At 69.3% G+C, this 25436-nt stretch carries 26 protein-coding genes; 22 read left to right on the forward strand and 4 right to left on the reverse strand.

Annotation, left to right across the window (positions count from 1 at the left end):
* Nucleotides 1–16: 16 nt before the first annotated feature.
* On the reverse strand, nucleotides 17–379 hold the full coding sequence (locus WAT24_RS02820) for a winged helix-turn-helix transcriptional regulator (protein ID WP_336806300.1): 363 nt from the start codon (nucleotides 377–379) through the stop codon (nucleotides 17–19).
* Between the two features lie 158 nt (nucleotides 380–537).
* Here WAT24_RS02820 and WAT24_RS02825 point away from each other — a divergent pair, with 158 nt between their 5' ends.
* The 10 genes from WAT24_RS02825 to WAT24_RS02870 all read left to right on the forward strand — a co-directional run bounded on the left by WAT24_RS02825 (nucleotide 538) and on the right by WAT24_RS02870 (nucleotide 7367).
* On the forward strand, nucleotides 538–852 hold the full coding sequence (locus tag WAT24_RS02825) for a DUF1272 domain-containing protein (RefSeq protein ID WP_336806301.1): 315 nt from the start codon (nucleotides 538–540) through the stop codon (nucleotides 850–852).
* Nucleotides 853–874: 22 nt separating this feature from the next.
* Entirely contained in the window at nucleotides 875–1366 is a 492-nt protein-coding gene (locus WAT24_RS02830; RefSeq protein ID WP_336806302.1) for an OsmC family protein, read from the forward strand.
* 11 nt (nucleotides 1367–1377) lie between these two features.
* Complete coding sequence (locus tag WAT24_RS02835; protein ID WP_336806303.1) at nucleotides 1378–2103, forward strand: glutathione S-transferase family protein; 726 nt, start codon at nucleotides 1378–1380, stop codon at nucleotides 2101–2103.
* Nucleotides 2104–2118: 15 nt separating this feature from the next.
* Nucleotides 2119–2985, forward strand: coding sequence for an isocitrate lyase/PEP mutase family protein (locus tag WAT24_RS02840; RefSeq protein ID WP_336806304.1), 867 nt, complete (start codon nucleotides 2119–2121; stop codon nucleotides 2983–2985).
* A 207-nt stretch (nucleotides 2986–3192) separates the two neighbouring features.
* The gene (gmk, locus tag WAT24_RS02845; RefSeq protein WP_336806305.1) at nucleotides 3193–3816 is read left to right on the forward strand and encodes a guanylate kinase; all 624 of its coding nucleotides are present in this window, start codon (nucleotides 3193–3195) and stop codon (nucleotides 3814–3816) included.
* 74 nt (nucleotides 3817–3890) lie between these two features.
* Nucleotides 3891–4718 (forward strand): ABC transporter ATP-binding protein, encoded by an 828-nt coding sequence (locus WAT24_RS02850; RefSeq protein ID WP_336806306.1) that lies wholly within the window; start codon nucleotides 3891–3893, stop codon nucleotides 4716–4718.
* A complete protein-coding gene (gene mlaE / locus WAT24_RS02855; RefSeq protein WP_336806307.1) occupies nucleotides 4715–5485 on the forward strand; it encodes a lipid asymmetry maintenance ABC transporter permease subunit MlaE in 771 nt (256 codons plus the stop codon). Before WAT24_RS02850 ends, mlaE begins: the two co-directional genes overlap by 4 nt.
* Before the next feature lie 20 nt (nucleotides 5486–5505).
* Nucleotides 5506–6369, forward strand: a complete 864-nt coding sequence (gene mlaD, locus WAT24_RS02860; RefSeq protein WP_336806308.1) for an outer membrane lipid asymmetry maintenance protein MlaD — start codon at nucleotides 5506–5508, stop codon at nucleotides 6367–6369.
* Nucleotides 6370–6399: 30 nt separating this feature from the next.
* On the forward strand, nucleotides 6400–7071 hold the full coding sequence (locus WAT24_RS02865) for an MlaC/ttg2D family ABC transporter substrate-binding protein (protein WP_336806309.1): 672 nt from the start codon (nucleotides 6400–6402) through the stop codon (nucleotides 7069–7071).
* Complete coding sequence (locus WAT24_RS02870; RefSeq protein ID WP_336806310.1) at nucleotides 7068–7367, forward strand: STAS domain-containing protein; 300 nt, start codon at nucleotides 7068–7070, stop codon at nucleotides 7365–7367. The genes WAT24_RS02865 and WAT24_RS02870 overlap by 4 nt, the downstream gene beginning before the upstream one ends.
* A 77-nt stretch (nucleotides 7368–7444) precedes the next feature.
* Here WAT24_RS02870 and WAT24_RS02875 read toward each other — a convergent pair whose 3' ends face one another.
* Complete coding sequence (locus tag WAT24_RS02875) at nucleotides 7445–8287, reverse strand: MlaA family lipoprotein (RefSeq protein WP_336806311.1); 843 nt, start codon at nucleotides 8285–8287, stop codon at nucleotides 7445–7447.
* Nucleotides 8288–8485: 198 nt separating this feature from the next.
* Between WAT24_RS02875 and rpoZ the strand changes: the two genes are divergently transcribed.
* From rpoZ to WAT24_RS02910, 7 genes are all read left to right on the forward strand, one after another.
* A complete protein-coding gene (gene rpoZ, locus WAT24_RS02880; protein WP_091334509.1) occupies nucleotides 8486–8776 on the forward strand; it encodes a DNA-directed RNA polymerase subunit omega in 291 nt (96 codons plus the stop codon).
* A 111-nt stretch (nucleotides 8777–8887) separates the two neighbouring features.
* On the forward strand, nucleotides 8888–11047 hold the full coding sequence (locus tag WAT24_RS02885; protein ID WP_336806312.1) for a RelA/SpoT family protein: 2160 nt from the start codon (nucleotides 8888–8890) through the stop codon (nucleotides 11045–11047).
* Nucleotides 11048–11141: 94 nt separating this feature from the next.
* A complete protein-coding gene (locus WAT24_RS02890; RefSeq protein WP_336806313.1) occupies nucleotides 11142–11525 on the forward strand; it encodes a RidA family protein in 384 nt (127 codons plus the stop codon).
* Nucleotides 11526–11597: 72 nt separating this feature from the next.
* On the forward strand, nucleotides 11598–13718 hold the full coding sequence (recG, locus tag WAT24_RS02895) for an ATP-dependent DNA helicase RecG (RefSeq protein ID WP_336806314.1): 2121 nt from the start codon (nucleotides 11598–11600) through the stop codon (nucleotides 13716–13718).
* A gap of 80 nt (nucleotides 13719–13798) precedes the next feature.
* Nucleotides 13799–14731 (forward strand): nucleoside hydrolase, encoded by a 933-nt coding sequence (locus WAT24_RS02900; RefSeq protein WP_336806315.1) that lies wholly within the window; start codon nucleotides 13799–13801, stop codon nucleotides 14729–14731.
* Nucleotides 14732–14868: 137 nt separating this feature from the next.
* Nucleotides 14869–15114, forward strand: a complete 246-nt coding sequence (locus WAT24_RS02905) for a type B 50S ribosomal protein L31 (RefSeq protein ID WP_336806316.1) — start codon at nucleotides 14869–14871, stop codon at nucleotides 15112–15114.
* A 254-nt stretch (nucleotides 15115–15368) separates the two neighbouring features.
* Nucleotides 15369–16664 carry a citrate synthase gene (locus WAT24_RS02910; protein ID WP_336806317.1) on the forward strand — a complete coding sequence of 432 codons (1296 nt, stop codon included), beginning with the start codon at nucleotides 15369–15371 and terminating at the stop codon, nucleotides 16662–16664.
* Between the two features lie 77 nt (nucleotides 16665–16741).
* Here WAT24_RS02910 and WAT24_RS02915 read toward each other — a convergent pair whose 3' ends face one another.
* Nucleotides 16742–17416, reverse strand: a complete 675-nt coding sequence (locus WAT24_RS02915) for a hypothetical protein (protein WP_336806318.1) — start codon at nucleotides 17414–17416, stop codon at nucleotides 16742–16744.
* Nucleotides 17417–17483: 67 nt separating this feature from the next.
* Nucleotides 17484–20015 carry a penicillin-binding protein 1A gene (locus tag WAT24_RS02920; protein WP_336806319.1) on the reverse strand — a complete coding sequence of 844 codons (2532 nt, stop codon included), beginning with the start codon at nucleotides 20013–20015 and terminating at the stop codon, nucleotides 17484–17486.
* Nucleotides 20016–20264: 249 nt separating this feature from the next.
* Here WAT24_RS02920 and WAT24_RS02925 point away from each other — a divergent pair, with 249 nt between their 5' ends.
* Genes WAT24_RS02925 through WAT24_RS02945 form a run of 5 tightly spaced genes read left to right on the forward strand, consistent with a single transcriptional unit; the run spans nucleotide 20265 to nucleotide 25408 of the window.
* Nucleotides 20265–21323: a pilus assembly protein PilM gene (locus WAT24_RS02925; RefSeq protein ID WP_336806320.1), complete on the forward strand. Its 1059-nt coding sequence runs from the start codon at nucleotides 20265–20267 to the stop codon at nucleotides 21321–21323.
* Complete coding sequence (locus tag WAT24_RS02930; protein ID WP_336806321.1) at nucleotides 21323–21964, forward strand: PilN domain-containing protein; 642 nt, start codon at nucleotides 21323–21325, stop codon at nucleotides 21962–21964. Before WAT24_RS02925 ends, WAT24_RS02930 begins: the two co-directional genes overlap by 1 nt.
* Complete coding sequence (locus tag WAT24_RS02935; protein ID WP_336806322.1) at nucleotides 21961–22626, forward strand: type IV pilus inner membrane component PilO; 666 nt, start codon at nucleotides 21961–21963, stop codon at nucleotides 22624–22626. Before WAT24_RS02930 ends, WAT24_RS02935 begins: the two co-directional genes overlap by 4 nt.
* On the forward strand, nucleotides 22623–23162 hold the full coding sequence (locus WAT24_RS02940; RefSeq protein ID WP_336806323.1) for a pilus assembly protein PilP: 540 nt from the start codon (nucleotides 22623–22625) through the stop codon (nucleotides 23160–23162). The genes WAT24_RS02935 and WAT24_RS02940 overlap by 4 nt, the downstream gene beginning before the upstream one ends.
* 53 nt (nucleotides 23163–23215) lie before the next feature.
* Nucleotides 23216–25408: a type IV pilus secretin PilQ gene (locus WAT24_RS02945; protein WP_336806324.1), complete on the forward strand. Its 2193-nt coding sequence runs from the start codon at nucleotides 23216–23218 to the stop codon at nucleotides 25406–25408.
* Nucleotides 25409–25436 lie beyond the last annotated feature (28 nt).

The following is a 25436-nucleotide window of genomic DNA, read 5'->3' on the forward strand; positions in this document are numbered from 1 at the left end:
GGATGCGGCGGGCCCGTCAGCGCTTGCGCGCCTGATCGGGGTAGCGCGAGCCGGTCAGGTCGTGCGCCCAGTCGCGCGCCCAGGTGCCCAGCGGCTCGATCAGCCCGAACAGCTGGCGGCCGCGTTTGCTCAGGGCGTAGTCGCTGCCTTCCTGTGCCAGCAGCCGGGTGGCGAGCAGTTCCTTGAGCCGGGTGCTGAGCACGCCGGGGGAAATGGTTTCGCAGCGTCGCTGCAGTTCGGCGAAGCCGCAGGGGCCGTGCTCGGCCAGCACCCAGATGATGCCCATCGCCCACGACCGGCCCAGCAGGTCGAGCAACGCCATGACCGGTGCCCCGCTGCGGGAGCCGCGGACCTTGTGGCCTGGTACGGGAATGGGCATGGGGACCTGCGCGCTTCGGTGACGGAAGGGCGAGAGTACGAAAATCGTAGCGGCCGGCCAACCGCGGTGCTACGATTTCCATAGCAGAGTGCGAGGTACCTCCATGACGGCAACGTGGCGATCAACCAACCGCGTCCCTCCGGCCCGTGGGGTGACCCATGCTTGAGTTGCGCCCCAACTGCGAGTGGTGCGACCGCGACCTTCCGCCGGACTCGCCGCACGCGATGATCTGCAGCTACGAATGCACCTACTGCGAGGACTGCGTGCGCGACGTGCTGCACGACGTCTGCCCGACGTGCGGCGGCAACCTGGTGCGCCGTCCGATACGCCCGCTCGAGGAGTGGCGGCCCGGTTCGGGCCTGGGGCGCAGGCACCATCCGCCCTCGACGCAGCGCAGGCATTCCCGATGGTCCGCCGAGGAAGTGGCCGCGCTGAGCCAGCGGTTGCACGCCGTTGCGCCGGCCAATCGATGACCGCTCCGTCCGAGTACTCCCCATGAAGCGCAGCCACGACTACACCTCCACCATCGTCTGGACCGGCAACCGGGGCCTCGGCACCCGCACCTACCGCGGCTACGACCGCACCTGGGACATCGCCATCGGAGGCAAGCCGGTGGTGCACTGCTCGAACGATCCGCTGCTCGGCGGCGATCCCGGGCTGCACAACCCGGAGGACCTGCTGCTGTCCTCGCTCGCCGCCTGCCACATGCTCTGGTACCTGCACCTGGCAAGCGACGCGGGAATCGTCGTGGAGGCTTATCGGGACAGTCCGCTCGGTGTGGGCGAGACCGAGCCGGGCGGGGCCGGGCGCTTCCTGCGCGCGACGCTGCGCCCGACGATCACGCTGGCGCCGGGCAGCGACGCGCAGGCGGCGGACCGCATCCACCACGAGATCCACCGGTATTGCTTCATCGCGCGTTCGGTGAACTTCCCGGTGACCTGCGAGGCGACCTACGAGGTGCGACCGGACCAGCCGATGCGGGCCTGACGGTCGCCGGCATGCCGCACGCGATCCTCTATTCCGGCACGCGCAACGCATCGAGCTGGGCGATGCGCGCGTGGCTCGCGCTGCGCGAGGCGGAGTTTCCGTTCGAGGAACGGATGGTGGATATCCGCCGCCCGCAACGCTTCGCCAACCTCGCGCGGATCGCGCGCTTCTCCCCGTCGGCCACCGTGCCTGCGCTGGTGCTGGGCGAGACGGTGGTGTTCGACTCGCTGGCGATCATGGAGCTGGCCAACGACCATGCCGGTGGCCGCCTGCTTCCGGCCGACCCGGAGCGGCGCGCGGTGGCGCGCTCGATCGTGGCGTGGCAGCACGCCGGGCTGTCGCGGATCTGCTGGCGGATCTCCTTCGAAAGCGCGTTCTACCCGTGGAAACGGCCGCTCACGCCGGACGAGCAGGGCGAGGTGGCACGGTTGTGCGCCGCGCTCGAACCGGTGCTGGCCGCCTCCGGCGGGCCGTACCTGTTCGGTGCCGTGTCGCTCGCCGACTTCGCGTTGGCGCCGGCCGCCGTGCGGCTGCTGCGCCACCGCCCGGATCTGGCGGCCTGGCCGGCGACGGCGGCGTGGATGCGGGAGCTGATCGCGTCGCGCTGGGTGGCCGAATGGCTGCGCCAGGCCGATACGCTCCCGCACATCTGGTTCGACGACTACCTGCCGGAAGCCGCCGCGCCTCCGCCGTGGCGCGTCGACCCGCACCCGGCGCAAGGGTCGCAGTCCCCCTGACAGGAGAGCTCTCGCATGCTTCACCAAGCGGAAATGTACGAGCGTTTCGCCGCCCTCCACGCCCGCCACGGGGCGTTCATCATGCCCAATGCCTGGGACGGCATCTCCGCGCTGATCCTGCAGCGGGAGGGCTTCGAGGCGCTGGGCACCTCCTCGCTGGCGATCGCCTTCGCGGCCGGGCGGCAGGACGGGACCGGCGCGGTCGGCCGGGACGAGGCGTTGGCCAATGCCGTCCTGCTGGGCCGGCTCAGCGGCCTGCCCGTCAACGGCGACCTCGAGAACGGCTTCGGCCCTGCGCCGGACGATTGCCGCGCCACGGTGGAAGCGGCCATCGCGGCAGGCCTGGCCGGCCTGGGCATCGAGGACACCACCGCGGACCCCGCCGCCCCGCTGTTCGGCTTCGACGCGGCAGTGGCGCGGGTCGCGGCGGCGGCACGCGCTGCGAAGGGGCGGATCGTGCTTACCGGGCGGACCGACAACTACCTGCAGGGCAAGCCCGACCTGGACGACACGATCCGGCGGCTGACCGCCTTCGCCGAGGCCGGCGCCGACGTGCTCTACGCGCCCGGGCTGCCGGACCTCGCGTCGATCCGGGCAGTGGTCCGCGCCGTTGCGCCCAAGCCGGTCAACGTGGTGGTGGGTCCCGCCCGCGAACCATGCTCGCTGGCCGAGCTCGACCAGGCGGGCGTCAAGCGCGTCAGTCTGGGTGGCGCGCTCTACCGCTGTTCCATGCGAGCGCTCCGCGACGTCGCGCGGCGGATTTCCGCGGGCGATCTGCCGGCCGCCGCGAACGGCCTGGCCACCGCCGAACTCGGCGCGTGGCTGGGCGAAGCGGCGCGGCGCGGCCGCGTGTCTTCCCGTCATCGACCATCGTCGGGCTGACCTATCGGGTCCCGGGCGCAAGCGCGCGTCTCGCCGGGCCGGCGGAATGGTCGCGGCCGGCGGGCCGTATACTTGCCTGATGGCAATCAGGCACTCTCATACGATGCGCGTTTTCCCTGGCCACCCATACCGCACCCGGCGCCAGCCCTGCAGGAGCGGAGGCCCGGTGTCCGCCCGGTCGTGCGCGGCTGCGGGACACACGACGCCATGACCGGTGCGCCCGGCGGAACGCTGTTCATCGTCGCCGCGCCCTCGGGGGCGGGCAAGTCCACGCTGGTCAATGCGCTGCTCGAACGCGAGCCGTCGATCTCGCTGTCGATCTCGCACACTACCCGCCCGCCGCGCGCGGGCGAGGAGTACGGCCGGCACTACTATTTCGTCGAGCGCGCCGAGTTCGAGCGGCAGATCGCCGCAGGCACCTTCCTGGAGCACGCGGAGGTGCACGGCAACCTCTACGGCACCTCGCTGGCCACGGTGCAGGCGCTGCTCGACCAGGGGCGCGACGTGCTGCTGGAGATCGACTGGCAGGGCGCGGCGCAGATCCGCCGCGCCAAGCCGGACTGCGTGGGCGTGTTCATCCTGCCGCCCTCGCGGGCCGAGCTCGAGCGGCGCCTGCGCGGCCGCGGCTCGGACGCGCCGGAGGTGATCGAACGGCGCCTGCACAACTCGCGCGAGGAGATCGCCCACGCGCACGAGTTCGACTACATCGTGGTGAACGACGGCTTCGAGGAGGCGCTGGCCGACCTGCAGGCGATCGTGCGCGCGGTACGGCACCGGACCGCGCTGCAATGGAAGCGGCACGAGGCGCTGATCGCCGAACTGCTCGCCTGACGCTCCGGCCGCCGGAGAAGGCGCGACATGCGCCGCTTGGCCCGCACCGACCGCTCGGCTACCTTTATCCGCTTATGACCGCCCCCGCCGCCCCCTCCGAACCGCTGGTGCGCATCCGTGGCCTCACCACGGTGCTCAACGGCAAGACCATCTTCGACGCGATGGACCTGGACATCCCGCGTGGGCGGATCACCGCCATCATGGGCCCCAGCGGCACCGGCAAGACCACGCTGCTCAAGCACATCACCGGGCAGATGCGCGGCGACGCCGGGGAGGTGCGGGTGGACGGGCGGAACGTGCCGGAGCTTTCGCGCGAGAAGCTGTTCGCGCTGCGCGAGAAGATCGGCTACCTGTTCCAGAACTCGGCCCTGCTCACCGACTTCGACGTGTTCGAGAACGTGGCCTTCCCGCTGCGCCAGCACACCCGGCTGCCGGAGGTACTGATCCGCAACATCGTGCTGACCAAGCTGCAGGCGGTGGGGCTGCGCGGCGCGGCGGGGCTGATGCCCTCGGAGCTTTCCGGCGGCATGGCGCGGCGCGTGGCGCTGGCGCGGGCGATCGTGTTCGACCCGATGCTGATCCTCTACGACGAGCCCTTCGTGGGCCTGGACCCGATCGCGCTCAGTCAGGTACTCAAATTGATCCGCACGCTCAACGAGACGCTCGGCATCACCAGCGTACTGGTGGCGCACGAGCTGGAGGCGATCAAGCAGGTGGCGGACCACGTCTACCTGATCGCCAACGGCAAAGTGGTGGCGCACGGCGACCCGCGGACCATCGCGGACGACGGCTCGCCGTGGACGCGCCAGTTCTTCGGCGGCGCCATCGACGGTCCGGTGCCGTTCCAGTACCCGGCCGGCGACTACGCGCAGGCGCTGGGACTGGCGGGGGGCCAGGCATGAACGCCCGGCCGCAACGCAACGTGGTGGTCAACGCGCTGGCGCAGATCGGCGAGGCCGGGCTGTTCCTGCTGACCCTGCTGGCGGCGGTGCCGCGCAGCCTGCGCTACCTGCGCGAAACGGTGCGCCAGCTCTGGTTCGTGGGTGCCATGAGCCTGACCATCATCACCGTCTGCGGCCTGTTCGTGGGCATGGTGCTGGGCCTGCAGCTCTACTACGTGCTGTCGATCTTCGGCGGCACCGCGGCCAGCGGCACGGTGGTGGCGATCGCCATCTACCGCGAACTCGGGCCGGTGGTCACCGCACTGCTGTTCGCCGGCCGCGCCGGCACCTCGGTGACTGCCGAGATCGGCCTGATGCGCGCCACCGACCAGCTCGCCGCGATGGAAATGATGGCCGTCGATCCGATCGCCTACGTGGCGGTGCCGCGCTACCTGGCCGGCCTGGTAGCGATGCCGCTGCTGTGCGCGGTGTTCTGCGCGCTGGGCATCTTCGGCGGCCACCTGGTCGGGGTGACCTGGCTGGGCATCGACAACGGCACGTTCTGGTCGAACATGACCGCCACCGTCGACGTCTGGAAAGACGTGGTCAACGGCATCCTGGTCAAGAGCCTGGTGTTCGGCGCGGTGGTGTCGCTGATCGCCGTCTACCAGGGCTACACCACGCCGCCGACCAGCGAGGGCGTGGCCTACGCCACCACCCGCACCGTGGTCGCCTCGTCCATCGCGATCCTCGCGCTGGACTTCGTGCTGACCGCGTTCCTGATGTGATTCCGTTGAGGACCTGAGCCGTGAGCCAGAGACAATCCTATGCCGTGGGCACCGGCCTGTTCATCGTGCTCGGCTTCGCCGCGCTGGCCTACCTGGCCACACAGACCACCTCGGTGGTCAACAGCCGGCAGGGCGACAGCTATACGGTGCATGCGCGCTTCACCAACGTCGGCCAGCTCAAGGAGCGCGCGCCGGTGAAGGTGGCCGGCGTGCGCATCGGCCAGGTACGCTCGATCGCGCTCGATCCCAAGCATGAGGCGGCCGACGTCACGCTGTCGATCGACAAGCGCTATCCGCACATTCCTGCCGATTCGGTGGCCACGATCTTCACCAGTGGCCTGCTCGGCGACCAGTACGTGGGCATCGAATACGGCAGCGCCAAGAAGGACCTCGCCGACGGCGGCACGCTGGCGCTGACCCGCTCCTCGCAGCCGCTGGAGCAGATGCTGGGCCGCTTCTTCGGCGCCGGCGGCGCCTCCGACCGCGTCGGCGGCACGTACACGGTGAAGGCGCGCTTCAGCAACGTCGGCGCGCTCTCGGTGGGCGCGCCGGTGAAGATGGCGGGCGTGCCCATCGGCAGCGTGGCGGCGGTGCATGCCGACCCGGTCAAGCTGGACGCCGAGGTCGAGCTGGCGATCGACGACCGCTACGACCAGATCCCCGACGATTCGGCCGCGGCGGTGTTCACCAGCGGTTTGATCGGCTCCCAGTATGTTGCGATCCAGCCCGGCGGCTCGCCGGAGATGCTGAAGGACGGCGACGAACTGGTGCTGACCCAATCGGCCATGCAGCTCGAGGACCTGATCGGCAAATTCCTCGTCAACGGCTCGCCCGGCGAGAAGAAAGACGCCGCCCCTGCCGATACCCCCGCCGGCAAGCACTGAGCGCCGGCTTTCCATCAAGGAGCATCCCCCATGTTGCGCACCCTGGCTTTTGCGGTTGCGGTCGCGTTCGGCGGCGTGGCCGCCTCCCCCGTGCTGGCGCAGGACGCCGCCGCGCAGGCGCCGTCCGCCCAGCAGACCCCCGAGCAGGTGGTCAAGGACATTGCCCACCAGCTCGACACCACCATCGCCGGCCACCGCGATGAGCTGAAGAACGACAAGGAGAAGTTGATCTCGGTGATCGACGACGTCTTCCTGCCGCACTTCGACATCGACTACGCCTCGATCCTGGTGCTCGGCCGCCACGCGCGCGAGGCGACTCCGGAGCAGCGCGAGCGCTTCGCCAAGGCGTTCTACAACTCGATCACCCACCGCTATGCGGAAGGCCTGCTCAACTACACCAAGGGCGCGGTGCAGGTGCTGCCGTTCACCGGCGACCTCAACGACAAGCGCACCGTGGTGCGCACGCAGGTGGTGCTGGACGACGGCAAGAAGCTCTCGGTCGACTACGCCTTCCGCAAGAGCAAGAACGGCGACTGGAAGGCCTACGACGTGATCATCGAGGGCATCTCCTACGTCACCAACTACCGCAACCAGGTCGACGCGGAGATCCGCAAGGTCGGCATCGAGAAGCTGATCGCCAACCTGGAGACCCAGGGCGAGAAGGCGCTGGAGACGATGGAGAAGGACGGCAAGGCGCCATGAGTGCGTCCGCCTTCGAGCTGCGACGCGACACGCCGGGCACGCTCGGCGTGCGCGGCGTGCTGAGCTTCGACACGGCGGCGGCGGCATGGGAGGCGATCGGCGCGGCGCTGGCCGCCGGGCCGGTCGAGCGGCTCGACCTGGCGGGCGTCGAGCGCAGCGACAGCGCCGGGCTGGCCTGCGTGCTGGCCGTGCAGGCGGAGGCGCGCCGGCTCGGCCGTCCGCTGCGCGTGCAGAACCTGCCCGAAGGCTTGCGCGCGCTGGCGCGGGTCTGCGAGGTCGAGCCGCTGCTCGGCTGAACCCGTCGCGTCACCGGGTATGAAGAAGGGGCCGAACGGCCCCTTTTTCTTGGTGTGGCGCGCCCGGTCAGCGCCCGCTAATGCTTTTCCGGCGACGGGTTGCCGTTTTCCTTCGGGTGCTTGTCCTCCCAGGTGTGCTGCTCGTCCAGCAGCTGCTCCGGGTCGAAGTTGTCGTCGTTGAGCCCCTGCATCTGCTGGATCACGTCCGCCGGCGGATTGCCGTCGTAGATCTGGTAGATGCGGCGCTGGCGGTAGGCGTCACGCATGAACACGTAGGGGTCGTAGGCGGACTCGAGGAAGCTCTCCGCATCGATGCCGCGCGAGCGCAACGTCACCAGGTACATCAGCTGCGGCAGGTACTGCTGGCCGTACTTGTAGTCGTGCGTGCGCGCGTAGATCGACAGCGGGTCGAAGAAGTAGCTGTCCACCGGCAGGCGCCAGACGTCGCGCACGGTGGTCGAGCCGACGAAGGGCAGCACCAGGTAGTCGCCGTCCGGCACGCCCCAGCGGGCCAGGGTCACGCCGAAGTCGTTGTCCTCCAGCGGAATGCCCATCTGGCTGGCCGGGTCGAAGAAGCCGCCCAGGCCGAGCGTGAGGTTGACCAGGAAGCGCCCGGTGCTCTGCAGCGCCTGCTTGGGACGGGCCTGCAGCAGGTCGTTGGCGACCGTGATCGGCATCCGCAGGTTGGTGAAGAAGTCGCTCACCGAGCGGCGCACCGGCGGGTTGGTGACCTTGCGGTAGCCGACCGCCACCGGGCGGATCACCGCCTTGTCCATCGCGTCGTTGAAGGCGTAGACCTTGCGGTTGAACTTCTCCAGCGGATCGTCCGTACGCGGCTTGGCGATCGTGCAGCCCGCCAGCAGGGCCAGCGCAGCCAGTGGCAGGAGACGGCTGAGGGAGAGGCGGGGCAGGGAGAACATCGGCGTCGAATGGTCCGCAGCAAATGGGGGTGCCGCAAAATTGTACCGCCTGGTTCTGTATTTTGCAGGTGCCGGCGGTCCCTCGCCGCCGGTCCGGCGGGCGAACCGCGCATGATACGCGCATGGCGCATTGCCAGCCAAGCCTGCGCTCCGCTACACTTCCTGCCCATAAGTCGCTTTATCGCTTGAGGATTTCGCATGGCCCGCATTACCGTGGAAGACTGCCTCGAGGTGGTGGACAACCGCTTCGAACTGGTGCTGATGGCGACCAAGCGCGCGCGCCAGCTGGAGAAGGGTGCCGAGCCGGCGGTCCATCCCGACCACGACAAGCCCACGGTGCTCGCCCTGCGGGAAATCGCCGACCGCCGCATCGACCAGGCGACGATCGACGAGATCGATCGCGCCGAGCGCGAGCGTGCCGAGCGCGAGGCGCTGGAATGGGCTGCCGCCGAGGTCGACGACGACCTCTCCAAGGGCGGCGACGACTGATGCACGGCGGCGGCTGCCTTCCGCGCAGTCGCCTTGCCGGCCCCGCCGGCAATCCCGCCGTGCATGTCCACTCCCGGCACGGAAGCGCCATCTGAGCGAGGCACACCTGCCATGACGGCGACCACGCCCTCCCTTACCGTGGACGCGTCCGTGCTGCCTCCCTTCGTGCAGGCCCTGAAGGAGCGCGTGGCCTACCTGTCCGAACCGCAGGTGGCCCGCGTGCTGCGCGCCTACGAGGTGGGCGCGGACGCGCACGCCGGCCAGGCGCGCAAGAGCGGCGAGCCGTACATCACGCACCCGATCGCGGTGGCCGGCATCCTCGCCGAACTCGGGCTGGACGCCGAGACCATCATCGCCGCGATCCTGCATGACACCCTCGAGGACACCGCGCTCAGCCGCGAGGACATCACCGCCGAATTCGGCGAGACGGTGGCCGACCTGGTCGACGGCGTCACCAAGCTGGACAAGATGCGCTTCTCCAGCCGGCAGGAGGCGGATGCGGAAAGCTTCCGCAAGATGCTGCTGGCGATGGCGCGCGACCTGCGCGTGATCCTGATCAAGCTCGCCGACCGCCTGCACAACATGCGCACGCTCGGCGCCAAGGATGCCGCTTCGCGCCGGCGCATCGCCCGCGAGACGCTGGAGATCTACGCGCCGATCGCGCAGCGGCTGGGCATGAACAAGTTCAAGGCCGAGCTGCAGGACCTGGGCTTCCGCGCGCTCTACCCGGACCGCTACCGCGTGATCAGCGAGCGCATCCGCGCCGCGCTCGGCAACCGCCGCGAGGTGATGAGCAAGATCGAGCATGCGCTGGCGACGCGACTGGCCTCCGACCACCTGCCCGCGCGCGTGGTCGGGCGCATCAAGTCGCCATGGAGCATCTACTCGAAGATGCGCAGCGAGCACAAGACCTTCGCCCAGCTGATGGACGTGTACGGCTTCCGCGTGGTGGTGGACACGGCGATGAGCTGCTACATGGCGCTGGGCGCCGTGCACTCGCTGTACAAGCCGGTCGACCGGCGCTTCAAGGATTTCATCGCCATCCCCAAGGCGAACGGCTACCAGTCGCTGCACACCGTGCTGCTGGGGCCGTTCGGCGCGCCGATCGAGGTACAGATCCGCACCGCCGAGATGGACTCGGTGGCCGAGCGCGGCGTGGCCGCGCACTGGGCCTACAAGACCGACTCCGGTCCGGCCAACAGCGCGCAGGCGCGCGCCCGCGAGTGGCTCTCCTCGCTGGCTGACAGCCAGGCGCACACGCCGTCCTCGGCCGAGTTCATCGAGAACGTCAAGATCGACCTGTTCCCGGACGAGGTCTACCTGTTCACGCCGCGCGGCGACATCCTCTCGCTGCCGCGCAACGCCACCGCGCTGGACTTCGCCTACGCGGTGCACACCGACGTGGGCGACCATGCGGTGGCCGCGCGCGTGGACAAGAAGCTGCTGCCGTTGCGCACGCGGCTGGAATCGGGCCAGCTGGTCGAGATCATCACCGCGCCCTCGGCGGTGCCCAATCCCGCCTGGCTGGAATTCGTGGTCACCGGCAAGGCGCGCACCGCGATCCGCCAGTACCTCAAGCACCTGCAGCACGAGGACGCGGTGGATTTCGGCCACCGCATGCTCGACCGCGCGCTGGACGCCCTGGGCACCAACATCGACGCGATTCCCGGCAAGGTGCTCGAGCGGTTCCTGGAGGAGCACAAGCTGCGCCGGCTGGAGGAGCTGCTGTCCGACATCGCGCTGGGCAACCGCATGCCCGACCAGGTCGCGCAGCACCTGGTCGCCATGCGCGGCGGCGAGCGCGGCGCGGCCACCCCGCACGTCAGCGAGAAGATCCGCATCACCGGTGCCGAGCGCGGCGTGCTCAGCTTCGCCAACTGCTGCCATCCGCTGCCGGGCGACGAGATCATCGGCTACCTGTCCTCCGGCAAGGGCATCGTGGTGCACCGCGTGGAGTGCCCCAACGTGGTCGAGTTCCGCAAGTCGCCCGAGCGCTGCGTGGCGATCGAATGGGACCGCGACGTGCAGGGCGACTACCGCGCCGAGCTGCGCATCGAGGTGATCAATCGCCCGGGCGTGCTGGCCACCGTCGCCGCAGCCATCGCGGCGGCCGATTCCAACATCGAGAACGTCGAGTACGTCGAGCGCGATGCCGCCGCCGCCACCCTGCTGTTCGCGATGGAAGTGAAGAATCGCAAGCACCTGGCCGACGTGATCCGCCGCGTGCGCCGCACCGGCGTGGTGAGCGGCGCGTACCGCTATCCGCTGTAGGGTGCGGCGCGGTCCCGCCTCGCGGGCAAGCGGCTTCAACGGGGAGCCGCCGCCTTGTTTACACTGGAGGGCCGCAACCCACGAGGCTCCCGCCATGCCCCGCAGCATCGTCTCCACCGACCAGGCTCCCTCCGCGATCGGCCCGTACTCGCAGGCCGTGCGCGTCGGCGACACCGTGTACTTCTCCGGGCAGATCCCGCTGGATCCGGCGACCGGCAACCTGGTCGAGGGCGACATCAGCACCCAGACCCGGCGCGTGTTCGACAACCTCACGGCGGTGGCCAAGGCGGCCGGCGGCTCGCTGGCGCAGTTCGCCCGCGTGGGCATCTACGTGACCGACCTGGCCAACTTCGCCGCGGTCAACGCGGTCATGGCCGAGTACTTCCAGGCGCGGTACCCGGCACGCTCCACCATCGAGGTCTCGGCGCTGCCCAAGGGCGCGCAGGTGGAGGTCGACGCGGTGATGGTGCTGGACTGACCCGGCCCCGCGGCGCCCGCCGACAGCGGCCGGCTGCATAGGCGTCGCGCCGTGGGCTAGGCTTGACGTCCCATGCCCGCCCGCAGCGCCCGCGCCGTTCCCGCTGATGTCGCCGACCCCGGCCTGCTGCCGGTCGGCGCCCTGCCGGGCGTCGGGCCGGCGCTCGCCGAGGCGCTGGCGCGGCTCGGTCTGGAGCGGGTGCAGGACCTGTGGTTCCACCTGCCGCTGCGCTACGAGGACAGGACGCGCATCACCATGATCGGCGACCTGCGTCCGGGCGAGCGCGCCCAGGTGCTCGGCACGGTGGAGGCGGTCGAGCGCGGCTTTCGCTACCGGCCGCAGCTGAAGGTCGCAGTGGGCGACGATTCGCGCCAGACGCTGCTGCTGCGCTTCTTCCATTTCCATCGTGCCCAGGCCGAACAGCTCAAGCCGGGCCTCCGGCTGCTGTGCTACGGCGAGGCCCGCCTCGGCGCCCAGGGCCTGGAGATGGTCCACCCGCAGTACCAGCGCGTGGCCGAGAGCGCGACGGTCGCGATGGACGAGCGGCTCAGTCCGGTCTACCCGACCACCGAAGGCCTCGGCCAGAAGCGGCTGGCCGGGGTGATCGACAAGGCGCTGGCGCTGCTGCCGGCCGATGCCGAGCTCGAGTTGATCCCCCCGGAGCTGTGCGCGCGGCACGGACTGACCTCGCTGCGCGAGGCATTGCTCTACGCGCACCGGCCGCCGCCCGATGCGGCGCTGGCCGAACTGGTCGCCGGCCGGCATCCGGCGCAGCAGCGGCTGGCCTTCGAGGAACTGCTGACCCAGCACCTGAGCCTCAAGCGCATGCGGGCCGCGGTGCGCCGCCGGCGTGCGCCGGTGCTGGGCGGCGACGGTGCGTTGCGCGCGCGGTTGCTGGCCAACCTGCCGTTCGCCCTCACGGGCGCGCAGCAGCGCGTGGCGGCCGAGGTGATCGACGACCTCGCGCAATCCAGGCCGATGCTGCGGCTGGTGCAGGGCGACGTCGGCAGCGGCAAGACCGTGGTGGCCGCGCTGGCCGCGCTGGCCGCGGTGGAGGCCGGCTACCAGGTCGCCCTGATGGCGCCGACCGAACTGCTCGCCGAGCAGCACCTGCGCAACTTCCGCCACTGGCTCGAACCGCTGGGCGTGGCCGTCGAATGGCTCGCCGGCAAGCAGCAGGGCAGGGCACGCCAGCAGGCGCTCGCGCGCGTGGCCGAGGGCGCCCCGGTGGTGGTCGGCACGCACGCGCTGATGCAGGAAGGCGTGCGCTTCGCGCGACTGGGGCTGGCGATCGTCGACGAACAGCACCGCTTCGGCGTGCAGCAGCGCCTGGAGCTGCGCGACAAGGGTGCCGACCATGCGCGCGAGTACGTGCCCCACCAGCTGGTGCTCACCGCCACGCCGATTCCGCGCACGCTGGCGATGAGCGCCTATGCGGATCTGGACGTCTCCGCCATCGACGAACTGCCGCCCGGTCGCAGGCCGGTGCAGACCGTCGCCGTGTCCAACGCGCGCCGCGCGGAGGTGATCGGGCGCATCCACGCCGCCTGCGCGGATGGGCGCCAGGCCTACTGGGTGTGCACGCTGATCGAGGAGTCCGAACAGTTGCGCGCGCAGGCCGCCGAGGTCGCGCACGCGGAGCTTTCCGCCGCGCTCGCCGGGTGCCGCGTGGGGCTGGTCCACGGCCGCATGAAGGCCCGCGAGAAGCAGGCGGTGATGGATGCCTTCAAGGCCGGCGAGCTGTCCGTACTGGTGGCGACCACGGTGATCGAGGTCGGCGTGGACGTGCCCAACGCCAGCCTGATGGTGATCGAGAACAGCGAGCGGCTCGGGCTGGCCCAGCTGCACCAGTTGCGTGGCCGCGTGGGGCGCGGCGCGGTGGCCTCCAACTGCGTACTGCTCTACCAGCCGCCGCTCGGGCCGCTCGCGCGCGAGCGGCTCAACGTGATGCGCGAGACCTGCGACGGTTTCCGTATCGCCGAGAAGGACCTGGAACTGCGCGGCCCGGGCGAGGTGCTGGGCACGCGCCAGACCGGCCAGCTCGCCTTCCGCGTCGCCGACCTCACGCGCGACGCCCACCTGCTGCCGGCGGTGCAGCAGGTGGGCGCGGCGATGCTGCGCAGCCGGCCGCACGCGGCCGAGCGGCTGATCGAACGCTGGATCGGCGGCGCCGCGCGTTTCGTGCACGCATAGTGCGGAACGCCCGCGGCCGGTGCCGTTCCGATGCGCCACGCCTTCGCCTAAACTGATCGTTTCGCCAGCGTCCAGCCCTCATGAGCCGACCGCAACTCCTGATCGACACCGACCCCGGCGTCGACGACGCCCTCGCCATCCTGATGGCGCACGCCCACGCGGACGTGGCCGGCCTCTCCATCGCCGCCGGCAACGTCGGGCTGGAACACACGGTGCGCAACGCGCGCGTGCTCACCGGCCTGCTCGGCGTCGCCACGCCGGTCTTCCCTGGCTGCGCCACGCCGCTGGTGCGCCTGCCGGAGGAGGACGCGGCATTCGTGCACGGGCGCGACGGCTTCGGCGACGTGGGTTTCGACGAACCGGAAGGCGCGGCGGCCGGCGAAGCGGCGGCACTGGCCCTGCTGCGCCTCACCCGCGAGCGGCCGGGCGAGCTGACCCTGGTGGCGCTGGCGCCGCTGACCAACCTGGCGCTGGCGCTGCGGCTGGACCCGGAGCTGCCGCGGCGCGTGAAGCGGCTGGTGGTGATGGGCGGCGCGGTCACCGGCCACGGCAACACCGGGCGTGTGCCGGCCGAGTTCAACGTCGGCTTCGATCCCGAAGCGGCGCACGTCGTGTTCGAGGCGTTCGACGATTTCGACCTGGTCGACTGGGAGCTGACCCTGCGCCACGCGTTCGACGAGGAGGCCTTCGATGCCTGGCTCGCCGCCGGCGACGCGCGCGCGCGCTTCTACGGCAGCATCTGCCAGGTCGCGCGCCGCACCAACCGCGAGCGCGGCCGCCGCGGCATCATCGCGGCCGACGCACTGGCCATGGCGGTGGCCATCGACCCGGCAGTCGTGGTGCGCAGCGAGCGGCGGCATGTGGCGGTGGAACTGGACGGCCGACTCACCCGCGGGGCCACGGTCGTGGACTGGACCGGGCGGCTGGGACGGCCCGCCAACGCCAACGTGGTGCTGGAACTGGACCAGGCGCGCTTTGCGGCCATGGTGCGGCGGGCGCTGGGGGCGGGCTGACCCGGGGCGGGCAGGCGAGCGCACGGCGCCCGCTGCCGGGCGGTCAGACGCGCGACTTTCCGTCCCGACCGAAGTTGACCCCGTCGTCACCCGACGGCTACAATGCCGCTCTTTTCACCCGCCGCTTTGAGTCCGTCATGAAGCCCGATATCCATCCGAACTACCGCCCGGTGGTGTTCCAGGACCTGTCGTCCGACTTCGCGTTCCTGACGCGTTCGACGATCGCCACCAAGGAAACCATCAAGTGGGAGGACGGCAACGAGTACCCGCTGGTCAAGGTGGATATCTCCAGCCACTCGCATCCGTTCTACACCGGCAAGCAGAAGACCATCGACGCCGGCGGCCGCGTGGACAAGTTCCGCCGTCGCTACGGCCAGAAGTAAGCCGAAGAAGATTCCGGCCCGCCGCCGCGGCAGTGGCGGGCCGGGCATGCAGACACGGGGCGGGCCACGGGTCCGCCCCGTGTCTTTTCGTGTCCGACCCAAGCCCAGCCTCCATCCGCCCGCGGATGTGGGCCGGCGTTGTGCGATAATGCACCGGTTGCATCGTCTGCTTTCCCCAGGCGCGATGCCATTCCCTTGCCGGCCGGTGCCCGTTCGCGGCTGCCTCCGGTGCGTCTTTCGTGAAGGAGGTTCCCGTGTCCGATTCCAAGGTCGTCAAGCTCGTCGATGAATCGAGCAACCGCAGCAGCACGCTGCCCCTGCTGAGCGGTACGCTGGGCCCCTCGTGCATCGACCTCGGTACGCTGTACAAGGACACCGGGCACTTCACCTACGACCCGGGCTTCGGCTCCACCGCCAGCACCAAGAGCGCCATCACCTACATCGACGGTGACCAGGGCGTGCTGCTGTACCGTGGCTACCCGATCGAGCAGCTGGCGGAGAAATCCAGCTTCCTGGAAGTGGCCTACCTGCTGCTCAACGGGGAACTGCCGAGGCCGGACCAGTTCGCCGCCTTCGAGCACCAGATCACGCATCACACGATGATGCACGAGTCGCTGAAGAACTTCTTCCAGGGTTTCCACCACGACGCGCACCCGATGGCCATGCTGGCCGCCTCGGTCGCCTCGCTGTCGGCGTTCTACCACGACGACCTGGACGTGGATGACCCGGATGACCGCAAGCTCGCCGCGATCCGCCTGATCGCGAAGATGCCGACCATCGCCGCAGCCTGCTACCGCTATTCGATCGGCTGGCCGTTCCGCTACCCGCGCAACAACCTCGAGTACGTCGAGCGCTTCCTGCACATGATGTTCGAGGTGCCGAGCGAGCCGCTGCAGCTCAACCCGGTTGCCGCCAAGGCGCTGGACCTGCTGTTCATCCTGCACGCCGACCACGAGCAGAACGCCTCCACCTCGACCGTGCGCCTGGTCGGCTCCACCGGCGCCAACCCGTACGCCTCGATCGCCGCGGGCATCACCGCGCTTTGGGGGCCGGCGCACGGCGGCGCCAACGAGGCGGTGCTGAAGATGCTCGAGGAGATCGGCTCGCCCGACCGCGTCGAGACCGCGGTCAAGCGTGCCAAGGACAAGAACGACAGTTTCCGCCTGATGGGCTTCGGCCACCGCGTCTACAAGAACTTCGACCCGCGCGCCAAGATCATCCGCGAGATGTGCCACAAGGTGCTGGCCGAGCTGGGCGTCAACGACCCGCTGCTCGACGTGGCGATGAAGCTGGAGGAGGCGGCGCTGAAGGACGACTACTTCGTCGAGCGCAAGCTGTATCCGAACGTCGACTTCTACTCGGGCATCATCTACAAGGCGCTGGGCATTCCGACCGAGATGTTCACCGTGATGTTCGCCATCGCGCGCACCGCCGGCTGGATCGCGCACTGGATCGAGCAGCACGAGACCCCGGGCTCGCGCATCGGTCGCCCGCGCCAGATCTACACCGGGGCCGACGTGCGCGACTACGTGCCGGCCGAGAAGCGCTGATCCCGTCCATGGCTGGAAGAAAAACGCCCCGGCTTGCCGGGGCGTTTTCGTTTCTGTCCGATCGTCCGGCAGCCGGCCTAGCGGCGCACGGCGGCCAGCATCCGCTCGAGCTCCCCGCCGGTGTCCGCGTCGGCAAGCAGTTCCTCCACCGCGGCCAGCGAGGCACGCCGCATCGGCCTCTCGTCGATGCGGTCCAGCGGCGCCTGGCGCAGCGCATCGCGCGGCATCACGGTGAGGTCGAACGGCAGGCCGTCGGCGGCGAACAGCAGCACCGGGTAGTCGGCCTGCTCCTCGCGGCTCAGGCGCAGGCGGCGGGTCTGCGCCTCGGCCGGCACCCCGTGCTCGCGCAGGAACAGCATCACCGCGTCGGGATCGTCGCTGAAGACATGCAGGCAGACCGCCGAATGCGCGTCCGCCGTACCCTCCAGCACCGGCCCGACCAGGCGCGGATCGAAGCGGCCGAGGAAGCGCATTGCCTCGAGCGCGGCCTCGCGGCGCGCCTTCAGCTGCTGCGGCTGGCTGTCGGCATCGAACAGGCGCTGGCGCTCGCGCAAGGCCTGTTCGATCTCCTGGTTGCGCGGCAGCGCCTGCGCGTCGTGGATGCCCAGCCGCTCCGCGGCCTTGAGCTTGGCGTGGTGGAAGTCGCGGATGCCATGCTCGCTCATCAGCCGGGCGGCCTCCTGGGCCACCCGCAGCCGGTTGCGTTGCTGGCGATCTTGCGCATGGATGCGATGGTGCTGACCGCGTGCCATGGTCGCTCCTGGTGGGACGTCGGATCGGCGGGAAGCAGAGCCGATCCGGCGTGAGGAAGGCGTCGCCTCAGAAGATATCGTACGGGTGCTGCTCGTCCTGCTCCTGCTGTTGCTGCGCCGCCTGCGCGCGCAGGCGGTCGACGTCCTCCACCTTGAAGATCTCGTTCATCGCATTCGGATCGTCCGGCGAGGTGGGCAGGCCGGTCTGGCGGTTGATCTGCACGGTGGCGATCCCCGGCGGCATCGGCAGCGTGTTGGACGGCATGCCCTTGAGCGCGGTGCCCATGTAGTCCATCCAGATCGGCAGCGCCGCCTGCGCGCCGAACTCGCCCACGCCGTATGCCCGGCCGAGCGAGCTGAAGTCGTCGAAACCGACCCACACCGAGGTGGTCAGGTCGCCGTTGAAACCGACGAACCAGGCATCGCGGTGGTCGTTGGTCGACCCGGTCTTGCCGGCCAGGTCGTCACGGCCCAGCGCCTTTGCGGCGTAGCCGGTGCCGCGCAGGATCACGTCCTTCATCAGCGAGGTGATCAGGTAATCGTTGCGTACGTCGATCACCTGCGGCGCCAGCAGCGGCGGATGCGCGCCCTCGCTGTGCGCGTCCGGGGGCAGCACCGCGGCGTCGCCCACGCTGGCCAGGCTGCTGGCGGCGGCGGGCTGTGCGATGGCGTTGGCCGGACGGCTGCTCATGTCGGCCGGCGGCGGGCCCGGCGGGCGCGGGTCGAGCAGGCGTTCCTGGCAGGTGCGGCAAGCGCGGACCGGATCGGCCACGTACACCGGTTTGCCGTCGCGGTCGTCGATCTCCTTGATGAAGTAGGGCGTGACCAGGTAGCCGCCGTTGGCGAACACCGAGTAGCCGCGCGCCATCCCCATCGGCGACACCGAAGCGGTGCCCAGCGCCATCGACAGGTTGTTCGGCAAGGCATCGAGCGGAAAGCCGAAACGGGTGATGTAGTCGCGGGCGAAGCGCACGCCGATCGCGTCGAGCAGGCGCACCGACACCAGGTTCTTCGATTGCACCAGCGCCTCGCGCAGGCGCATCGGACCGTCGAACTTGCCGTCGTCGTTTTCCGGCGTCCACAGCCCGTTGGGGCGGGACGGGTCGGGCAGGGCGAGCGGGGCGTCGTTGACGATCGAGGCCGGCGTGAAGCCGCGCTCGAACGCTGCCGAGTACAGGTAGGGCTTGAAGCTCGAGCCCGGCTGGCGGGCCGCCATCACCGCGCGGTTGAACTTGCTGCGCAGGAAGTTGAATCCGCCGACCAGGGCCTGGACCGAGCCGTCCTCCGGGTCGAGCGAGACCAGCGCACCCTGCACCCGCGGCAGCTGCGCCAGTTCCCAGTCGCCCTTGTCGTTGCGCGCCACGCGCACGATGTCGCCGCGCTTGAGCACGGCGTCCACGCTCTTGGGCGCCGCCCCGACGTGGCTCTCGTCGCGGTACGGGCGGGCCCACGCCACCGCGGCCAGGTCCAGCGTGACGGTCTGGCGGCTGGCCAGGTAGAGCGTCGCCTGCGTCGCGTCGGCAGTCGTGACGATCGCCGGCTGCATCCCGGCGATGTCGGTGTAGCCGGTGAGCAGGCGGTCGAGGTCCTCGTTGGCGGCATTCGCCGGCAGTTCCTGGTGGGCCTCCGGGCCGCGCCAGCCGTGGCGCCGGTCATAGGCGACCAGGCCCGCGCGCACGGCCTTCACCGCGGCCTGCTGGCGATCGCTGCGCACGGTGGTGCGGACCACGTAGCCCTCGGTCAGGGCATCGTTGCCGAGGCGGTCCAGCGCCTGCAGGCGGACCATTTCGGCCAGGTAGGGGGCGTCCACCTCGATCGGCTGCTCGTGGGGGAAGGCGTTGTTGGGCTCGCGGATCGCCTGCTCGTACTCGGCCTTGCTGATGTAGCGGTGCTCGAGCATCTGGCCCAGCACCCAGTTGCGCCGCGCCAGCATGCGCCTGGGATTGTTGATCGGATTGACCAGCGAGGGCAGCTGGAAGGTCGAGGCAATGGTGGCGCACTCGGCGATGGTCAGCTGGTCGAGCGTCTTGCCGTAGTAGTACTCGGCCGCGGCAGCCACGCCGTAGGAGCGGTGGCCGAGGAACATCTTGTTGAGATAGAGCTCCAGGATCTGGTCCTTGGTCAGCTCGTTCTCCATGCGCAGGGCGATGAAGATCTCGGTGAGCTTGCGCGAATAGAGCTTTTCGGGGCTGAGGAAGAAGTTGCGCGCCACCTGCTGGGTGATGGTCGAGCCGCCCGGGCCCTTGTCGCCGCCGGAGATGATCACGTGCCAGCCGGCACGCACGATGCCGTGCCAGTCCACGCCCGGGTGGTTGTAGAAGTCGGCGTCCTCGGCCGAGAGCACGGCGTGCTTGAGGCGGTCCGGCACGTGGGCGATGTCCACCGGGATGCGGCGGGTCTCGCCGAAGGTGGCGATCAGCTTGCCGTCCGCGCTCAGCACGCGCAGCGGCACCTGCATGTGATAGTCCTTGAGCACCGCCACCGAGGGCAGACGGGGGGCGATCAGCCAGTAGGCGACGCCGATGGCGGCGGCGGCGAGCACGAGGCCACAGAAGGCCAGGACCAGGGCCCAGCGCAGCAGACGCTTAAAAATTTGCATGGTGTGGAAGAGCGAGACTCAAGTCAAAACACGTCGAAGTATAGATGTTGCAGTATCGACCACCCGTCCGAACCGGGGCTGGGTCGCGAAAACCGGCATCCCGGACGGCGTGAACCAAATGTGCAGGCCATCACGCCATTCTGTCGAGAAAGTTCGCGTAGGCCGTTGCCATTGCGTTAAATTTTGGATCTAATGCCCTCGCGTATCCGCCGGATTCCGGCCCGGGCGCCAGGGGCAAGGGGGAAAATCGTGGGTCTGTTTACACCCAAGAAGCCGCCGCTGATCGGCGTCGACATCAGTTCGACTGCCGTCAAGCTGCTGCAGCTGAGCCAAGCCGGCGGACGCTACCGCGTGGAGCACTACGCGGTCGAGCCGCTGCCCCCCAACGCGGTGGTGGAGAAGAACATCGTCGAGATCGAGGCAGTGGGCGAGGCGATCCGGCGCGCCCTGGCGCGCTCGGGCTCCAAGCTCAAGCATGCCGCGGCGGCGGTGGCCGGGTCGGCGGTGATCACCCGTATCGTGCCGATGCCGGCCGACCTTTCCGACGACGACCTCGAAGGCCAGATCCAGGTCGAGGCGAACCAGTACATCCCGTACCCGATCGACGAAGTCAGCCTGGACTTCGAGGTGCTCGGGCCGGTGCGCGACAACCCCGACATGAACAACGTGCTGCTGGCCGCCTCGCGCACGGAGAACGTGGACATGCGCGTGGCCGCGCTGGACCTCGGCGGGCTGACCGCCCAGGTGGTCGACGTGGAGGCCTTCGCGATGGAGAACGCCTTCGCGATGCTGGCCGACCAGCTCAACGTGGGCCGCGACGCGCTGGTCGCCCTGGTCGACATCGGCGCCACCATGACCACCCTGTCGGTGCTGCGCAACCAGCGCACCATCTATTCGCGCGAACAGGTGTTCGGCGGCAAGCAGCTCACCGACGAGATCATGCGCCGCTACGGCCTCTCCTACGAGGAGGCCGGCCGCGCCAAGCGCAAGGGCGGGCTGCCGGAGTCCTACGAGACCGAGGCGCTGGAGCCGTTCAAGGAGGCGCTGGTCCAGCAGATCAGCCGCCTGCTGCAGTTCTTCTTCGCCGGCAGCGAGTACAGCAAGGTCGACCAGGTGGTGCTGGCCGGCGGTTGCGCGGCGATCGAGGGACTGTGCCCGATGCTCGAAGAACAGCTGGGCGTGCCATGCATGGTGGCCAACCCGTTGGCGCGCATGTCGCTGTCGCCCAAGGTGCAGGCGCAGTCGCTGGCGCAGGACGCCCCGGCGCTGATGATCGCCGTCGGCCTCGCGCTGAGGAGCTTCGACTGATGGCACACATCAACCTACTTCCCTGGCGCGCCGAGCGCCGCAAGCAGCGCGAGCGGGAATTCTTCATGCAGCTCGGCGCGGCGTTCGTGGCCGGCCTGCTGGTGATGCTGCTGTGGGTGTTCTGGATGAACCTGCGCATCGACAACCAGAACGAGCGCAACGCCTATCTGCAGGGCGAGATCAAGCAACTGGACGAGCGCATCGCCAAGATAAAGGACCTGGACCGCGTCCGCCAGCGCCTGCTCGCGCGCAAGGAAATCATCGAGCAGCTGCAGGCCAACCGCTCGCAGATGGTCCATCTGTTCGACGAGATGGTGAAGACCATCCCCACCAGTGTCCGCCTGACCAGCATGAAGCAGAAGGGCGACGACATGGTGCTCTCCGGCGTGGCGCAATCCAACGCCAGCGTGGCCGAGTACATGCGCAACCTGGACGCGTCGCCGTGGATGGGCGGGGCGGACCTGGACAAGACCGAGAACAAGTATCCGGGTGGACGCATGCCCTATACCTTCGGCCTCGGCGTGAAGCTCACCCGACCGAGCCTCGAGGAGGCCAGCAAGACGCCGGTGCTGCTGCAGGGTGGTGGTGCCGCAGCCGCGGCATCGACGGCCGGGGCCGTCAGCGGAGGGGCCGCCAAATGAAGTTCTTCGACGAACTGCGCAACCTCGACCGCAACAACATCGGTGCCTGGTCGAAGTCGGTCAAATGGTTCTTCACCACGCTGGTGTTCCTGGTGGTGATGCTGCTCGGCTGGTACTTCTACATCAGCGACCAGCAGGATTCCCTCGACCAGCTGGCCTCCAAGGAAGAGACACTCAAGCAGGAGTTCGCCCAGAAGCAGGCCAAGTCGGTCAACCTGGAGGCCCTGCAGCAGCAGCTCGACGAGATGCAGGACATGCTGCGCCAGTTGCTGCGCCAGCTGCCCAGCAAGACCGAGATGCCCGAACTGCTGGTCGACATCTCGCAGACCGCGCTCTCGGCCGGTCTCGAAATCGAGCTGTTCGATCCGCAGAGCGAGCAGCCGAAGGATTTCTACGCCGAGGAGCCGATCCGGCTGAAGATGGTGGGCACCTACCACCAGTTCGGCAATTTCATCAGCGGCGTGGCCTCGCTGCCGCGGGTGGTGATCCTCACCATGCACGACGTCTCGTTGACCACGCAGCTGCCGATCGGTCCGAACGGCGAGCCGCCGGCCGGCGGCAAGCTCGTGCTGGAGGGTACGGTCAAGACCTACCGCTACCTGGAAGACGAAGAAAGCGCCGATGCCAAGAAGGCTCCGGCCAAGGCAGGGGGGCGCCGATGAGCAGGCTCGATACCAGGTTTGCCCGCGTGGCGCGGATGCTGCTGATCCTCGCCGCGCTGGTGGTGCTGGCCGGCTGCACCCGCGGCATGTCCGACCTGCGCGACTGGGTGGCGCAGGAGAAGGCCAAGAAGGGTGCGCCGATTCCTCCGCTGCCGGTCATCAAGACCTTCGAGACGTTCCAGTACACCGACGAAGGCAAGCGTGATCCGTTCAGCGCGAGTACCGCCGAGTTGCAGCCGACCGCTGCCACCAGCGGTCCTCGACCGGACGAGAACCGGCCCAAGCAGCCCCTGGAGATGTTCGCGCTCGACAGCCTGAAGATGGTCGGCACGGTGGGTTCCGGCGCGGGCATGGAGGCGCTGGTGAAGGACCCGGGCGGAGTGATCCACCGCGTCCACCGCAACGAATACATGGGGCAGAACTATGGCCGGGTCATCGACATCGCGGAAGACCACATCGACCTGGTCGAGCTGGTTTCCAACGGCAACGGCGGCTGGATGGAACGTTCGGCCAGCATCGGGCTCGGCGAGAAATGAATACAGGGGCTGACGCAATGAGCAACCACATCCAACCTGTCCGGGGCCGAGTCATGCGCCGAGCGAGCCGCTGTCTGACGATGGGCCTGCTGGCCGTCGCCGCCGCATGGGCGGGCGACGCCGCAGCCGCCACCAGCACGCTGAAGGGGATCAGCTACGACACCCTGCCCGGCGGGCGGGTCGAACTGCACCTGAACTTCGCCGGCGGCCCGCCGCCGCAGCCGCGCATCTTCACCACCGACGAGCCGCCGCGCATCGCGGTGGACTTCGCCGACACCGACAACACCGCGCCGCGCCACATCGACATCGGCAAGGGCTCGACCTCGGGCGTGTCCGCGGTCTCCGCCGGCGGGCGCACCCGCGTCGTGGTCGAGCTGATGCGGGCATCCACCTACCGCTCGCGCGTGCAGGGCAACGACCTGGTGCTCACCGTCAACAACGGTGCCGAGGCGCAGAACGTCACCAGCGCCGCCACGATCGACCCGACCAAGACGCTGCCGTCGACCATGAACGGCCCGACCGTATCCGGCATCGACTTCCGCCGTGGCCCGAACGGCGAAGGCCGCGTGCTGGTGAACTTCAGCGGCCCCGGCGCGGACGTGGACATGCATCGCGAGGGCGACCAGCTGATCGTGAAGATGAACCACGTGAAGCTGCCCGCCGAACAGGCGCAGCGGCTCGACGTGCTCGACTTCGCCACGCCGGTGCAGTCGATCGCCAGCCATGCCGAGATGGGCGGCGGCGCGCGCATGGACATCGCCGTCAAGGGCAATGTGGAGACCTCCTCCTACCAGACGGCCAACCAGTTCGTGGTGGAAGTGGCCCCCAAGAAGGGTGCCGCCGCGACCGACGGCCGCCTGGCCAAGGGCCAGGAGCCGGTCTACACCGGCAACCGCGTCACCTTCAATTTCCAGGACATCCCGGTGCGTTCGGCGCTGCAGTTGCTGGCCGATATCTCCGGGCTCAACCTGGTGGCCTCCGACAGCGTCGGTGGCAGCGTCACCCTGCGGCTGGTCAACGTGCCGTGGGACCAGGCGCTGGACGTGGTGCTGCGCGCCAAGGGCCTGGACAAGCGCCGCAACGGCAACGTCATCTGGATCGCGCCGCAGCAGGAACTGGCCAGCTACGAGCAGAACCTCGCCGAGGCGCGGCTCAAGGCCGAGGACAACGCCGAACTGGTGACCGACTACGTGCCGATCAGCTACGGCAAGGCGTCGGAGATCGCGCAGCTGCTGACCTCGGGCAGCAAGAGCGGCGGCGGCACGAGCAACGGCAGCCACGGCTTCCTGTCGACCCGCGGCAGCGTCTCGTTCGACGAGCGCACCAACACGCTGCTGCTCAACGACACGCCGGACAAGATCAAGGAACTGCGTGCGCTGATCGCGGTGCTCGACCGCCCGGTGCAGCAGGTGCTGATCGAGTCGCGCATCGTGGTCGCCACCGATGACTTCACCCGCGAACTGGGCGTGAAGTGGGGCGTGCAGGCGACCCACACCACCTCCAGTGGTCACGTGATCAGCACCGGCGCCAACGCCACCAACGCGGCCACGCTGGGCATCGACACGCACAACGCACAGGTCCAGGGCGCGACCACCGGTACCCCGGGCGAGATCACCTACCAGACCGGTGCCGGCGGCTTCAACGTCAACCTGCCGGCTTCCGCACCGGCGGGCAGCTTCGGCCTGGCCATCCTGGGCGCGAACTACCTGGTCGATCTCGAACTGTCCGCGGCGCAGACCGAGGGACGCGGCGAGGTCATCTCCAGCCCGCGCGTGATCACTGCCAACCAGCAGGAAGCGGTCATCCGCCAGGGCCAGCAGATCGGCTACGTGACCTACCAGAACAGCGCCACCGGCGCGGCCGGCAGCGGTACCGCCACGGTGCAGTTCAAGGACGCGGTGCTGGAACTGCGCGTGACCCCGACGATCACCGCCGACAGCCGCGTGTACCTGAAGATCAACGTCAAGAAGGACGCGCTGGCCAAGTTCATCGATGCGCCCGGCAGCGGCCAGGTGCCGCAGATCGACACCCGCGAGATCAACACCTCGGTGCTGGTCGACAACGGCCAGACGGTGGTGCTGGGCGGCATCTACGAGATCACCAAGGCCAACACCATCACCAAGGTGCCGGGCCTCGGCGACATCCCGGGCCTGGGCGTGCTGTTCCGCAAGACGGCCCGATCGAACAACAAGGCCGAGCTGCTGATCTTCGTGACGCCGCGGATCCTGAGCGACACGCTGCAGTAGCCGCGCCGTTGCGACGTGGCGAAAAGGG

The sequence above is a fragment of the Fulvimonas yonginensis genome, from assembly GCF_037137055.1.
GTDB classification, from domain to species: Bacteria; Pseudomonadota; Gammaproteobacteria; order Xanthomonadales; family Rhodanobacteraceae; genus Frateuria_A; species Frateuria_A yonginensis.